Genomic DNA, 14,471 nt, shown 5'->3' with positions numbered 1-14,471 from the left:
TGTCATCATCAAATGGCTTAATGCCACCCCATCAATGCGAGTGATAGTCAGATCGTTCCTACGCAAATGCAAGACGCGTCCTACACCGCTTACATTTCTTAAACAATTGGTTTCCTTGTCGTTCCTGTTCGTTCCCGCTGTCATCGCCCTGACGACTGGCAACAGAAATCATTTGCCACAAAATATTACCTACGTCATATTACACGCGTAATAAAGACCCGCTTCCCATAGGTATTCACTCAATGACCAGCATGCCCAGCCTCGAACCCGACGTCGCTGTCCCGGTGAGCACACCCAAGTCTCCCCTGCTCAAACGGTTGATCTTGCTGACGGCGGCCATCGCTGCCCTGGTGTTTGCCGGGTTGTACGCGACGCATTGGTGGACCACCGGGCGTTTCATTGAAGAAACCGACGATGCCTATATTGGCGGCGACGTGACAGTGATCGGCCCGAAAGTCGCGCGGTACATCGAAGAAGTGCTGGTCACCGACAATCAGAAGGTCAAGGCCGGCGACGTGCTGATCCGCCTCGACGCCCGTGACTACCGCGCCAACCTGGCCAGGGCCGACGGCGCGGTGGCCGCCGAAGAAGCGTTGCTGGCCAACCTCGACGCCACCGAACAACTGCAACACGCGGTGATCGGCCAGGCCCGCGCCGGCATCGATGCCGCCGGCGCCGAAACCGCTCGCTCACGGGACGACAATGCGCGCTACAAAAAACTGGTTGGCAGTAATGCGGTCTCGGTGGAAAGCGCCCAACGCGCCGACGCGACGTTCAAAACGGCTCAGGCCCTCAGTTCGAGGGCCCAGGCCGAACTGCTGGCGGCGCAGCGGCAGCTCAACGTGATCGCAACGCAAAAGCAGCAGGCCCGTGCCGCGCTGATGCAGGCCCACGCCGAACGTGATCTGGCGCAACTGAACGTGGATTACACCGAACTGAAGGCCCCAGTGGACGGCGTAATCGGCAATCGTCGGGCGCGGGTCGGCGCTTATGCCCAGGCCGGTTCGCAACTGCTGTCGGTGGTACCGTCCAGTGGTCTGTGGGTCGATGCCAACTTCAAGGAAGATCAACTGGCGCGCATGAATCCGGGGCAGCGGGTGGTCATTCATGCCGACGTGCTTTCCGGGCAGGCGTTTCATGGTCATCTGGACAGCCTCGCGCCGGCCAGTGGCTCACAGTTCAGCGTGCTGCCGCCGGAAAACGCCACCGGCAACTTCACTAAAATCGTTCAGCGGGTGCCGGTGCGCATCGTGCTTGATCCGGCCGATGGCGTGCTCGGCCACCTGCGTCCGGGCCTGTCGGTCACCGCCGAAGTGGACACTCGCAAGGAATCTGCAACCCCGGCCGTGGCCCGCGCGCCATGAGCCGCGCCCTCGCCGCCCCCGCGCAACCGTTCAATGCCGCGAACATGGCGACGGCGACCAAGGTTTTCGCCTTTGCCTCCATGTGTATCGGCATGTTCATCGCGCTGCTGGATATCCAGATCGTCTCCGCTTCGCTGCGTGACATCGGCGGCGGACTCTCGGCCGGCACCGATGAAACGGCGTGGGTGCAAACCAGTTACCTGATTGCCGAAATCATCGTGATCCCGCTGTCGGGCTGGCTGTCGCGGGTGTTCTCGACGCGCTGGCTGTTTTGCGCTTCTGCGGTGGGATTCACCTTGGCCAGCCTGCTCTGCGGCGCGGCCTGGAACATCCAGAGCATGATCGCCTTCCGTGCCCTGCAAGGCTTTCTCGGTGGTTCGATGATCCCGCTGGTATTCACCACCGCGTTCTTTTTCTTCACCGGCAAACAACGGGTGATCGCGGCCGCGACCATCGGCGCAGTGGCTTCGCTGGCACCGACCCTGGGGCCGGTGATTGGTGGCTGGATCACCGACATTTCATCCTGGCACTGGCTGTTCTACATCAACCTGGTGCCGGGGATTTTCGTCGCGGTGGCAGTGCCGATGCTGGTGAAAATCGACCAGCCGGAACTGTCGCTGCTCAAGGGCGCCGACTACTTGAGCATGGTGTTCATGGCGCTGTTTCTCGGTTGCCTGGAATACACCCTCGAAGAAGGTCCGCGCTGGAACTGGTTCAGCGACAGCACAATTTTGACCACGGCATGGATCAGTGGCCTGGCCGGCCTGGCTTTCATCGGGCGAACCTTGCATGTGGCCAACCCGATCGTCGATTTGCGCGCCTTGAAGGACCGCAACTTCGCCCTCGGTTGTTTCTTCTCGTTCGTCACCGGGATCGGCCTGTTTGCCACCATTTACCTGACGCCGCTGTTCCTCGGCCGGGTGCGCGGCTACGGTGCGCTGGACATTGGTCTGGCAGTTTTCTCCACCGGAGTGTTCCAGATCATGGCGATTCCGCTGTACGCCTTTCTGGCCAATCGCATCGACCTGCGCTGGATCATGATGAGCGGCCTTGGTCTGTTCGCGCTGTCGATGTGGGATTTCAGCCCGATCACCCATGACTGGGGGGCCAAAGAACTGATGCTGCCGCAAGCCTTGCGCGGAATCGCCCAGCAACTGGCCGTACCGCCAGCGGTGACATTGACCCTCGGCGGACTGGCGCCGGCACGGCTCAAACATGCCTCGGGGCTGTTCAACCTGATGCGAAACCTGGGGGCGCCATCGGCATTGCCGCGTGTGCGACCATCCTCAACGACCGCACCAACCTGCACTTCACCCGGTTGGCGGAAAACCTCAACAGCACCAACGAAGCGCTGAACCAATGGCTGTCCCAGGTCGGCAATAACTTCGCCGCCCTCGGCCAGAGCGGCGACGCCGGCGTCACCGCCAGCCTGCATCAACTCTGGCTGCTGACCTACCGCGAAGCCCAGACCCAGACCTACGGCGACGCCTTTCTGATGATTATGGTGTGCTTCATCATTGCCACGGCGATGGTGCCCTTGATGCGCAAGGTGCAGCCACCGGCCGCGCCGTCAGCAGACGCTCACTGATCAGGCTTGAGGCATTTTGCGGAAACCCACCGCCAGGCGATTCCAGGCGTTGATGGTGGTAATGGCCACGGTCAGGTCGACCAATTCCTTCGGGCTGAACTCGGACGCCGCCAGTTCGTAGTCCTCATCCGGCGCGTGAGTCTGGCTCAGCAGCGTCAGGGACTCGGTCCACGCCAGCGCCGCACGTTCACGCGGGGTGAAGAACGGCGTTTCCCGCCAGGCCGACAGTGTGTACAGACGGCGCTCGTCTTCACCGCCCTTGCGCGCATCGGCGCTGTGCATGTCCAGGCAGAAGGCGCAGCCGTTGATTTGCGAGGTGCGCAGCTTGACCAGTTCGATCAGGGTCTTTTCCAGCGGCAGCTTCGAAACCGCGCCTTCCAGCGCGATCATGGCTTTGAGTGCGTCAGGGGACGCGGTGTAGAAATCGAGGCGAGGTTTCATGGTGGACTCCAATACCAAATGGGGGTGGAGCCAAGTTAATCCCCCACACCCCTCTCACAAATAACCAATATCACCAAAGTCAAGGAGACCATTGGATGTGCCGATGATGGATTGGCGAGCTGAAACGCGGTTTGCCTGCTCACGAACCGCGCAGTGCTCATCCCCGAAGATCCCTACGCCCGACTGCGCAACCAGCGCAAAAACCCTTTCTTCTCCACCACCTTCGGCACTTCCTGGGTCAGGGCCTGCGCCTTGTGCAAGCGGAAATCCAGCAACGCCGTCATCGCTTCGCTGATGTCATGACGCGCATCCAGGCACGGTTTGAGGTAGTCCTTCTCGATGCGATACAAGCTGCAGGCGGTCTTGGCGCTGAACTCCGCCGGCAGCGCGGTATCGGACAAAATCCCGCCCTCGCCGATCACCTCGCCCGGGCCCATGCGCCCGGATTCGAACTTGACCCCGCCCCGGCTCAACTGCACCGAGACCACACCCGATTCGATGATGAACAGGTGATCGCTGACCTCACCCGCCGGCAGGATCATGTCACCGGCGCGGAAGGTTTGCAGGATCATGTTCTGGCTGAAGGTGTCTTTCTCTTCCTGACGCAGGGTCGAGAAAATGTTCGAACTGTCCAGCAACGCCCGTGGCCGTGACAGGACGGCAGGCGCGTTGGATTCGACGCTCGACAACAGGCTGACACCAGACGCCTGCAAGTGCCGGTACGCCAGGTCGAACAGCAGATTGCGGACCATGCGTTTCTGATCCATGGAGACCACGAAGCCACTGATTTCGTACTCCACGCCACTGGCACTGGAGCCTTTCAACGCCACACTTGGCGCCGGTTTGCTCAGCAGATAACGGCAACCCTGCATCGCCCGCTCCAACGCGTCGAGCACCGTTTGCGGGCGCGCGTGCGGGCTCAGTTGCAGGCTGATCGAGACGCCGAACATATCGCTCGGCCGGCTGAAATTGATGATCTTGGCCTTGGCCGCCAGCGAGTTGGGAATCACCACCATGCTGCCCTGGGACGTTTGCAGGCGCGTGGCGCGCCAATCGATGTCGGTGACCCGGCCTTCGGTGCCGTCGATGGAGATCCAGTCATCCAGTTGATAGGGTTTGGTGGTGTTGAGGACGATCCCGGAGAACACATCGCTGAGGGTGCTTTGCAAGGCCAGGCCGACGATGATCGCCAACGCACCGGAGGTCGCGAGCACGCCTTTGACCGGCAGTTCGAGCACATAGGCCAGGGCGGCGATGACGGCGATCAGAAAGATCACCGCACCGAGCAGATCCTGCAGCAACCGCCCCGTGTGCCCGACCCGTTGCATCATCACTGCACCGATCAACACCGTCAGGGTGCGCGCGCCGAACAGCCACCAGCCGATCTGCAACCCCGTGGCCGCCAGGTGCAGCGGTACGTTATCGGCCCAGGGTGCCGGCTCCAGCGGGTTCATGCCTTCGTTGAACAACAAGACACTGAACAGCGCAAAAATCACCAGCCGCACGACCAGTTTCCAGTTGCTGCCGTTGGCACTGATCAAGCGCCACAAGCCGAGATCAATCAGGATCAGGACCAGCGCGCTGATCAAGGGGTGATTGGTAAGCAGTGACAGCATCAAACAACTCCAGCCATGTACGGATGGGCACAGTGTAGGAGTAAATGCGGATCTGATAACACCTCAAAAAACTGCGGGATGAGTGTTGGCACAGCCCAGCGTCAAGACAATGAGCTCAACCGCTCATCTGGCCGAAACGGCCCGACTGGAAGTCAGCAAAGGCCTGATGAATCTCTTGCTCGCTGTTCATCACGAACGGGCCGTGACCGACAATCGGTTCGTCGATCGGCTCGCCGCTGAGCAGCAACACCACGGCGTCATCATTGGCTTCCAGGCTGAGCTGATGGCCATCGCGTTCGAACAACGCCAACTGCCCTTCGCGCATAAGTTCCAGGCCGTTGACCTCAACCGTGCCGCGCAACACCACCAGCGCGGTGTTACGGCCTTCATGCAGGTCGAGGGTCAACAACTTGCCGCCGTTGAGGCGCAGGTCCCAGACGTCGATCGGCGTGAACGTGCGCGCCGGACCGGTGTGCCCCTCAAACTCGCCCGCGATCAAGCGCAAGCTGCCAGCCTTGTCCTTGAGCGGGAGGTTCGGGATGTCGCCATCGAGAATCGTCTGGTAACCGGCATCGGCCATTTTGTCCCTGGCCGGCAGGTTGACCCACAGCTGCACCATTTCCAGGGTGCCGCCGGTCCTGGCGAACTCTTCGGAGTGAAATTCCTCGTGGAGAATCCCCGACGCCGCGGTCATCCATTGCACATCGCCGGGGCCAATCCTGCCGCCGCTGCCGGTGGAGTCGCGGTGCTCCACTTCGCCCTTGTAAACGATGGTCACGGTTTCGAAACCGCGGTGCGGATGCTGACCCACGCCACGACGCTCGGTGGTCGGGGTGAATTCGGCGGGGCCAGCATGATCGAGCAGCAAAAACGGGCTGATGTGTTTGGCCAGGTTGTCATAGGAAAACAGTGTGCGAACCGGGAAACCGTCGCCGACCCAGTGGGTGCGCGGGCTGGTGTAAATACCGATGATGTTTTTCATCCTGCCTCCAAATTCGTTGTTTGACGCAATGGACTCAGCTTAAGACCGAACGCTTCAATGCACTAGACGGCAAAAATCAGCCTGAGCGTTCTACCTGGAGAACGATGGCAAAGGTTTCGACAGGGCTGGTAATCGGCGAGGAATTGCGCCAGGGCGATAGCGTGTGACGACTCGACACGCGGGGCTGGCGGAGTTTTTATTTCGGACATAATATCGATCGGGATTACAACCATAATATCCGCTCTCGTTCGAGGAACTCATCATGCAAAGCCCCACCCGCGACGCCACCCTCGCCCAATGGATCGCCCAGGAACAGGCCATGCGCTCGCGTCTGGCCGGACCGGGCAGCCTGTCCATGGCTGAGGTCAGCGCGCTGTCACCCGCCGAGTTTTTCCAGGGTATCGGCGACGGCGCACTGCCTTCACCGCCCATCGGCGCCTTGATGGATTTCATCCCCATCGAATGGTCGGCCGGGCTGTTCATTTTCCAGGGCACGCCGGATTCGCGGCACTACAACCCGCTGGGCAGCGTGCATGGCGGCTACGCGGCGACCTTGCTGGATTCGTGCATGGGCTGTGCGATTCATACACAGCTCAAGAAGGGCCAGGGGTATACGACGCTGGACTTGCGCATCAGCTACGTCCGGGCGTTGACCGGCGCCAGCGGACCAGTCCGGGCCGAAGGGAAAATTGTGCATCTGGGCCGCTCCACCGCGCTGGCCGAGGGGCGGATTTATGATGTGGATGGGCGGTTGTATGCGACGGGGTCGACGACTTGCATGATTCTTGAGGCTCGGGGGTAAGTTCCGAGACCGAGTTGTGGCCATCGCGAGCAGGCTCGCGCCTACAAACGCAACGCCGCCCCTGTAAGAGCGAGGCTTGCCCGCGAAGACGACAGACCAGACACCCTCAATCCTCCAGGCGGCCCCCCGATTCATGACTTGCGGTAAACATTGCTTTGCCCGTCCAGCGGTTTTTCCCAGGGAGGCAGCCGGGGATACTCCTGTCCATTCCCACTGCAACCCTTGGAGTCATTGATGTCTATTCCCGCATTCGGTCTTGGTACCTTTCGTTTGCAAGGCCAAGTGGTCATCGATTCGGTGAGCACCGGCCTCGCGCTGGGTTACCGAGTGATCGACACCGCGCAAATCTACGAAAACGAAGCCGAGGTCGGCGAGGCCATCGCCGCCAGCGGTATCGCCCGTGAAGAATTGTTCATCACCAGTAAAATCTGGATCGCCAATTTCGCCAAAGACCGGTTGATCGACAGCCTCAAAGAAAGCCTGCGCAAACTGCAGACCGATTACCTGGACCTGACGCTGATCCACTGGCCGTCCCCGGACGATCAAGTGCCGGTCGAAGAGTTCATGGGCGCCTTGCTCGAAGCCAAGCGACTGGGCCTGACCCGGCAGATCGGCGTCTCCAACTTCACCGTCGAGCTGATGCAAAAAGCGATTGCAGCGGTCGGTGCCGAGAACATCGCGACCAACCAGATCGAGCTGCACCCGTACCTGCAGAACCGCAAGGTCGTTGAGTTTGCCCGCCGCCAGGGCATCCAGATCACGTCCTACATGACCCTGGCCTACGGCGAAGTGTTGAAAGACCCGGTCATCCAGCAAATCGCCGCTCGTCTTCAGGCTACCCCGGCCCAAGTCACGCTGGCCTGGGCCATGCAGTCGGGGTACGCGGTTATCCCCTCTTCCACCAAACGCGCCAACCTGCAAAGCAATCTGAAAGCCTGTGACCTGCAGTTGAGCGAAGCCGACATGGCGTTGATCGCCAGCCTGGATCGCGGCCATCGATTGACCAGCCCCAAAGGTATCGCGCCGCACTGGGATTAAGTGTCAGCCCGTCTCAAGGCTCTGATCGAGACTTCGCATGGCGTCCTGCAATTGATCGACGGCTTCGTCGATCGATGTCGCACGACCTTCGGCGCAGGCACGTTCCAGCGCCTTGCACCTTTCGATCAACCGTTGGGCACGGACCATGCGCGCACCGCCCTTGATACGGTGCGCCAGGTCTCGCAGACCCGGGAGATTGTTGTCGGCGTGTGCTTGAAGCAGATGTTCGCGGTCGTTGCGATTGGTTATTGCCAGTTCACGCAGCAATTGATTGATCAACGTCCGGTCTTCCCCGACGTATTGCTCCAGCTCGCTCAAGTCGATCTCGGATGATGGGGGTTGTTCGTTCGTCGTCTCTGCAAACCGGTCGGCCAACCAACTACTCAGATCCGCCAGCCGAATCGGCTTGAACAGACAATCGTCCATGCCCGCTTCCAGGCACCGGACCTTTTCCTCAGGCTGCGCATTGGCGGTAAAACCCAGGATCAGCGTCGGCAGCAGGCCATATGCGCGCTCTTCATCGCGTATCTCACCGGTCAATTCATAACCGCTGAGCTTCGGCATATTGCAGTCAGTGATGACCACATCAAACTCGTGTGTACGCCACAGTTCCAGCCCTCGCTCGCCCTCTTCGGCCTCCATCACTCGATGCCCCAGGTAGCTCAGCTGGCTTGAGAGCAACAGGCGATTGGCCGGGTAATCGTCAACCACCAGAATGGTCAGTGGCCGCGTGGGTATCGGTGATCCGCTGTCGACTGATGCACAGGGTGGTAACGGCTTCAACGCCATCAGCGAAAGGCTGATGTCGACTTGCGAGCCTTGGCCGAGGACGCTGCGCAGCACCAGCCGCCCCCCCATCATTTCGCACAACGCCTGACTGATCACCAACCCCAGCCCGGACCCCATGCTCGCGGATTGCTGGCTGTTGCCGGCCTGAACGAACGGACTGAACAAGCGTTTCTGGTCAGCTGCGCTGATGCCGATGCCGGTGTCTTCAATGCGCACATTGATCGCCAGATGCCCTGACAGTCCGGACACCACACTTAACGTCAAACTCACCTCACCCTCACGGGTGAACTTGATCGCGTTGCTCAACAGGTTGGACAGCACCTGCTTGAAGCGCGTGGGGTCGATCAGCACCTCACGGTCGCTGCGCGGGTCCAGATCGACGCGCCACGCCAAGTGCCTTTCCCGGGCAAGTCCTTCAAAGACCCGACAGATCGACGCCACCAGATCACGCAGATTGGCACGTTCGGGCGTCAGCGATAAACGCCCTGACTCAATGCGCGCGATATCCAGAATGTCGCCGATCAACGCCAGCAACTGCTGAGCAGCCGTAGCGGCGACCTCAAGGGATCGGCGATCGGCAACGCCCTCTTCAGCCCGCTTCCAGGCCATTTCCAGAAACCCGATCAGGGCACTCATCGGTGTGCGGATTTCATGGCTCATGGTTGCCAAAAAAGTGGTTTTGGCACGGTTGGCATCGTCCGCAACGTCCTTGGCCTGCTGCAACTGCTGCAGCCACTGCTGGCGTTGGCGAATTTGCCGACGCTGCCAGGCGATCCATCCCAAGGCCAGCAACAACAACGCCCCGGCCGCCGCAAACCCCTGCAAAATAGCTTGCCGATGGCGCAGCCAATAACTGTCATCGACCACCGCATCACTGCTCCAGCGGGCGACCAGATCGTCCATTTCCTCGGGCGAAATGCTCAGCAAGGCCTTGTTCAAAATCGAGTTCAACACCGATTCATCACGGCCGGTTGCCATCGAGATGCGCGCCGGTTCATCGCCCACGGTACTGCTGATGCGTAAACGTCCCTGGTAATACCGGGCAATCAGGTAACGGGTCATGAACAATGAACTGAGCGCGGCATCGGCCTGTCCCTTCGCCACCGACTCCAGACCTTCGGCCGGGTTTTGTACGTCCACCATCTGCACCTGCGGTGACCGCGCCTGAATGAACGCGCGCATGGGGTGACGGGGATAAATCGCCAGGCGTTTACCGGCCAGATCGCCCAGCGTCTGTGGACTACCGGAGGTGGTCGCACTGACCAGCGTGTAGGGATTGACTGCATAGGACCGGGTAAAGTGCAGCCCGGATACGCCTTCGGTCGTGGGAATGATGGCGGGCAAGATGTCAATCTCGCCGGCCTTGAGTCGCTGGATCTGCTGGTCCAGGGATTGGCCTCGCAACACGTTGAAATTCAAACCGCTGCGCTGGCTGATGAGCGTCAGCATTTGCGCCGCCAACCCGCTGAATCGGCCCTCGGGATCGTAGAACGTCAACGGCGCAAAATTCTCCACAACCCCCACATTGACCGTCGGATGCTGATCCAGCCAGCGCTGTTCACTCTCACTCAGATCCACGCGTTGCTGTCCCGCCACTTTCGCCCTGCCGGCGCTCCAGCGCTGCTCGATGATAGAGCGCTGCTCCATGGGGATCGCCACCAGCGCCTTGTCGATGAGGTCCTTCAGCGCCAGGTTGTCCCGAGCCAGCGCGAAGCCGAACGGGTTAGCGTCGAGGCTGGCCGGCCCCATCAGTTGAACGTCATTGAGGTAGTTATTGTTGATCAGGTAATTGGCGCTGAAGATGTCTACGAGGGATACGTCAACCTGCCCATACGCCACCGCCCCGAGCGCATCGAGCGTCGAAGGATAACGTTGCAGGCTGGCCTGGGGATAGAACGATTCAACGGTCTGCGCCGGCAGGTAATCATCGGCCATGGCAATGCGCTTACCCGCCAGATCCACGGGCATGTGCTCGTCCCGTCGGGTGACCAGCATCGGCTGGTCTTCAGCATAAGCGCTGGACAGGATCAGCTCGGGGTCGGCCAGTTCAAAGTTGTTCGAAGTGCCCAGCAGATCCAGTTCACCGAATCTAAGCGCCTCCATGGCCGCTTCTCGGGTGACATAACGCAGCACTTCGATCTGTACGTTCAGCAGTTGCGCAACGAGTATGGCGTAATCGGCGGTGATGCCTTCCAGCTCGTCGTGATTGCGCGTCACTTCGAACGGCGGGTAGTCCGGTCCGCTCACCCCGAGGCGCAACACACGCTTGTTGCGCAGCCATTGCCGGTCTTGTTCATCCAGATCGACCGCGTAGCCCTCCACCGTGGAACGCCCCAGCAACTGCAAGCGCTCAGGCTCGCCGGCGATAGCCGATACCGCCGGCACGAGACATAACATGAGGCGCAGCAGCCATACACGCACGGTCAGGCGCACTCAGATCAGGTTATTGCGTATGGCGAAGTCCCGCAGATGCACTGCCGCCACAACCCCCAGTTTTATGACCAAGCGCGTTTTGTAGGTGCTCACGGTTTTGTGGCTCAGGTTCATGGCTTCGGCGATCGCTTTGTTGGAAAAGCCTCGGGCAAGGTATTGCAAGATGGTCAACTCGCGGTTGGACAGTGTATCGATCAACTTTTTTTCGCTGTGTTGCAGCGGGTTCATCGGTCTGGACAGCAACTGCGAAAAGTAGGTGTAGCCCGCCATCAACGCGTGCACAGCCTTTTGCAATTGCTCCAGGCTGTTGTTTTTTGAGACATACGCCAACGCGCCGCCGCGCATGCATCGCTCCTGGAAAAACAGTGGATCGAGGGAGGTGAACACCAGCACTACGCATTTCCAGTCGCAGGCCTTGATTCGCTCCAGCAGGTCCAGGCCGTTGCCGCCGGGCATCACCAGATCCAGGATCAGCAGATCCACTTGTTGCTCACGGAGTGTGGTCAACGCTTCCCCAACGCTGGCCGCCTCATGAATCTGCTTGAAGCCTTCCCGCCCAAGTACAAGTTTCACTGCGGCGCGAACCACCGGATGATCGTCCACAATCATCGCTCTCTTCATGGCAACTCCCTGTGCAAAAACTCAACGAATGCCCGTCGGATGACGCCGGGGCAGACGCAACGGCTGCGCCAGGACTGTTGCATGGGAGAAAGGCAGAATCTACCTGTCAGAAATGACAGTACCGACGAACGGTATGCGGCAATCACCCGGCGTACCGCTGATTACGCTCCTGCGACGATGGATCAATGATCGCCAGCAACGTCTGAATACAGCGCAGATCAGGCAGCGCCGCGTGACTCACCTGAACCCTGGGTTGCGAGTGGGCCGGGATCGTCGGTAACTGTGCCCGTTGGCCGTCGAAAATCAGTGCGTGGCGAACCTGCCGGTTATCGAGAAAATAGCTGAGCAAATCCAGTTCGCCTGCCGCCAGCGCGGCATTGACGATCACCAGGTCGAACGGCTCGCAACCGTACTCGACCAGGGTCAGCATTGAAGCAAGGTCCTGCACCGGCGCCACGCGGTAATAATCGAGCTGATTGAACAGCCGCTCGATCAGCATCCGGTGAAAGTGTTGCTCGTCGGCGATCAAGATGCGCAAGGCTTTATTCGGCATCGTAGCCTCATGTGTGAATAGCTGATTTTTGAAGCGGCGAGGCTACGGGAGGCGCACAGATGTTTCTGTAGGACTTTTCCTAAAAAACCGCAGTTTCCGGCCATTACTGCCATCCAAACCGCCGAATGTAGAACCCCTTCACCGCCTGAGTCAGCCCCATGTACGCCAGCAGAATCAGCGGCAGGAACACGAAATACAGCGACGGCAACGCCTGAAGTTTGAAGTAGTGCGCCAACGGCCCCATCGGCAGGAATATCCCCACGGCCATGATGATCCCGGTCATGACCATCAACGGCATGGCTGCGCGGCTTTGCAGGAACGGGATTTTCGGCGTGCGGATCATGTGCACGATCAAGGTCTGAGTCAGCAGCCCGACCACGAACCAGCCGGACTGGAAGAGCGTTTGATGGTCCGGGGTATTGGCGTCGAGCACGTACCAGGTCCAGGGCTGGCCGCGATCGGGATTTCCGCTGCTCGCTTATCGGCGAGACAGCGGCAACAGGCTGCGCGTTATCTTGCCGGGAAGGTGCCGGTTATCGAAACCGGCCGACTACTGTCACTCGAACAAGTACCCACTGAGGGTCTCCGCTATTGATGAAAACGCGCGAAGCTTACGCCCCGATTTCTGGAGAGTAAACGAAGGAACGGCGGCGGGTGGGGGAATTGCGGGGTTCTTCAGGAAGGGTTCAGCTTTCAGTATTTGTGGTGTTCTTCAGGGCCCATCGCGAGCAGGCTCGCTCCCGCATCAGGCCTGCAGACACAGGTCCATTGTGGGAGCGAGCCTGCTCGCGATGACGGGTCAACAGACACAGAAAATTTAACTGGCAGTGGCCAACAACAAATCCACCACCGACCGGCTATGCCCACGATGCTTGCCATGGTCATACAACGACCCGGCAATCTCATCCGCGCGTATCGGCAGGATCGACAACAGCGTGTCGCTCAAACCGTGGCTCGCCTGGCAGAAGCCCTGCATATAGATGCCGGCCTTGCAGCGCTCGTCGGTGATCAGCTTGTAGTTGCGATCCACCTCGAAATCACCCAGGTATTGCTCCAGCGGCGCCAGCAGTTTGCGGTGCATCTGGCGCTCGTAACCGGTGGCCAATACCACGGCATCGTACAGACGAACCGAGACTTCACCGGTGGCATTGTTGCGCACCGCCAGCTCGATGCCGCGCTCGGTGGCGGTGGCTTTTTCGATGGTGGTCAGCGTACGGAAGGTATGACGCGCGATACCCGAGACTTTCTGGCGATAGAAGATGCCGTAGATGCGTTCGATCAGGTCAATGTCCACCACCGAATAGTTGGTGTTGTGGTACTCGTTGACCAGTCGCTCACGCTCGCTGCTCGCCTGCTGGAACACCAGGTCGGTGAACTCCGGCGAGAACACTTCGTTGACGAACGGGCTGTCATCCGCCGGCTTCAGCGCCGAGCCACGCAGGATCATGTCGACCTGCACCGACGGGAAGCTGTCGTTCAAATCGATGAAGGCTTCCGCCGCGCTCTGGCCGCCGCCGATGATTGCGATGCTCATCGGCTGATTGTTCACGCAAGGCTGTTTGGCCATCTGCGCCAGGTACTGCGAGTGGTGGAACACGCGGCCGTCATCCTTGAGCGCCTTGAACGCTTCGGGAATGCGCGGCGTACCGCCGGCACTGACCACCACCGAACGGGTGGTGCGCACGTGTTGCTGCCCTTGGGTATCGCGAGAGATCACCCGCAGCGCCTCGACCTGCTGGTTGTGCAGCACCGGCTCGATGGTCAGCACTTCTTCGCCATAGCGGCTCTGGGCTTCAAACTGGCCGGCGACCCAGCGCAGGTAGTCGTTGTACTCCATGCGGCACGGGTAGAAGGTGCCGAGGTTGATGAAGTCCACCAGACGTCCGTGATGCTTAAGGTAGTTAACGAACGAATACGGGCTGGTCGGGTTGCGCAGGGTCACCAGGTCCTTGAGGAAGGAGATCTGCAACTCGCTCTGGGTCACCAGGGTGTTGCCGTGCCAGCGATAGTCCGCCTGCTTGTCGAGAAACAGAACATCCAGCTCGCCCTGGCTCGGCCCGCGCTCTTGCAGAGCGATGGCCAGCGCCAGGTTCGAAGGGCCGAAACCGACGCCGATCAGGTCGTGAACGATGGGCGATGCAATTGCCTGTGTCATTTCCAGTGTCCTCTGGATGAACCCCTCAACAAGGGGAATAAGCCTAAGTGACCTGATGCAGGACAGCAGGTCGTCTGTTGAGTAGGAAC

The 14,471-nt window shown here is 60.0% G+C and carries 10 protein-coding genes and 2 pseudogenes; 4 read left to right on the top strand and 8 right to left on the bottom strand.

From position 1 onward, the window contains the following. Nucleotides 1–242 precede the first annotated feature (242 nt). Both HP062_RS30585 and HP062_RS30580 read left to right on the top strand, forming a co-directional pair. Nucleotides 243–1,364, top strand: coding sequence for an HlyD family secretion protein (locus tag HP062_RS30585; RefSeq protein ID WP_172792501.1), 1,122 nt, complete (start codon nt 243–245; stop codon nt 1,362–1,364). Continuing rightward, a pseudogene (locus HP062_RS30580) lies at nt 1,361–2,952 on the top strand (DHA2 family efflux MFS transporter permease subunit). The gene HP062_RS30585 and the pseudogene HP062_RS30580 overlap by 4 nt, the downstream one beginning before the upstream one ends. Here HP062_RS30580 and HP062_RS30575 read toward each other — a convergent pair. The 3 genes from HP062_RS30575 to HP062_RS30565 form a co-directional block, all read right to left on the bottom strand. After that, a complete protein-coding gene (locus HP062_RS30575; RefSeq protein WP_077748887.1) occupies nt 2,953–3,393 on the bottom strand; it encodes a carboxymuconolactone decarboxylase family protein in 441 nt (146 codons plus the stop codon). Between the two features lie 173 nt (nt 3,394–3,566). Beyond that, nucleotides 3,567–5,009 carry a mechanosensitive ion channel domain-containing protein gene (locus HP062_RS30570; RefSeq protein WP_172792500.1) on the bottom strand — a complete coding sequence of 481 codons (1,443 nt, stop codon included), beginning with the start codon at nt 5,007–5,009 and terminating at the stop codon, nt 3,567–3,569. Nucleotides 5,010–5,124: 115 nt separating this feature from the next. Continuing rightward, nucleotides 5,125–5,991 (bottom strand): pirin family protein, encoded by an 867-nt coding sequence (locus HP062_RS30565; protein WP_010458472.1) that lies wholly within the window; start codon nt 5,989–5,991, stop codon nt 5,125–5,127. Nucleotides 5,992–6,253: 262 nt separating this feature from the next. On the opposite strand from HP062_RS30565, the gene HP062_RS30560 reads away from it, so the two are divergent. Further along, nucleotides 6,254–6,793, top strand: a complete 540-nt coding sequence (locus tag HP062_RS30560) for a PaaI family thioesterase (RefSeq protein WP_077748889.1) — start codon at nt 6,254–6,256, stop codon at nt 6,791–6,793. A 234-nt stretch (nt 6,794–7,027) separates the two neighbouring features. Then, entirely contained in the window at nt 7,028–7,831 is an 804-nt protein-coding gene (gene dkgB / locus HP062_RS30555) for a 2,5-didehydrogluconate reductase DkgB (protein WP_083374642.1), read from the top strand. Nucleotides 7,832–7,834: 3 nt separating this feature from the next. On the opposite strand, the gene HP062_RS30550 is transcribed toward dkgB, so the two are convergent. The 5 genes and pseudogenes from HP062_RS30550 to HP062_RS30530 all read right to left on the bottom strand — a co-directional run bounded on the left by HP062_RS30550 (nt 7,835) and on the right by HP062_RS30530 (nt 14,382). Continuing rightward, nucleotides 7,835–11,017, bottom strand: a complete 3,183-nt coding sequence (locus HP062_RS30550) for a transporter substrate-binding domain-containing protein (RefSeq protein WP_256666051.1) — start codon at nt 11,015–11,017, stop codon at nt 7,835–7,837. Between the two features lie 36 nt (nt 11,018–11,053). Next, nucleotides 11,054–11,674 (bottom strand): response regulator transcription factor, encoded by a 621-nt coding sequence (locus HP062_RS30545; RefSeq protein WP_042932214.1) that lies wholly within the window; start codon nt 11,672–11,674, stop codon nt 11,054–11,056. A gap of 142 nt (nt 11,675–11,816) precedes the next feature. Then, on the bottom strand, nt 11,817–12,227 hold the full coding sequence (locus HP062_RS30540) for a response regulator (protein WP_172792498.1): 411 nt from the start codon (nt 12,225–12,227) through the stop codon (nt 11,817–11,819). Between the two features lie 103 nt (nt 12,228–12,330). Then, nucleotides 12,331–12,666: pseudogene (locus HP062_RS30535) on the bottom strand (cation transporting ATPase C-terminal domain-containing protein); the annotation flags it as partial. Between the two features lie 378 nt (nt 12,667–13,044). After that, nucleotides 13,045–14,382, bottom strand: a complete 1,338-nt coding sequence (locus tag HP062_RS30530) for a lysine N(6)-hydroxylase/L-ornithine N(5)-oxygenase family protein (protein ID WP_077748894.1) — start codon at nt 14,380–14,382, stop codon at nt 13,045–13,047. Nucleotides 14,383–14,471 lie beyond the last annotated feature (89 nt).

The organism is Pseudomonas sp. B14-6, assembly GCF_013260315.1.
Classification (GTDB): Bacteria; Pseudomonadota; Gammaproteobacteria; order Pseudomonadales; family Pseudomonadaceae; genus Aquipseudomonas; species Aquipseudomonas mandelii.
The sequence above is the reverse complement of the archived record's forward strand: the minus strand, read 5'-3'. Positions and strand labels throughout refer to the sequence as shown.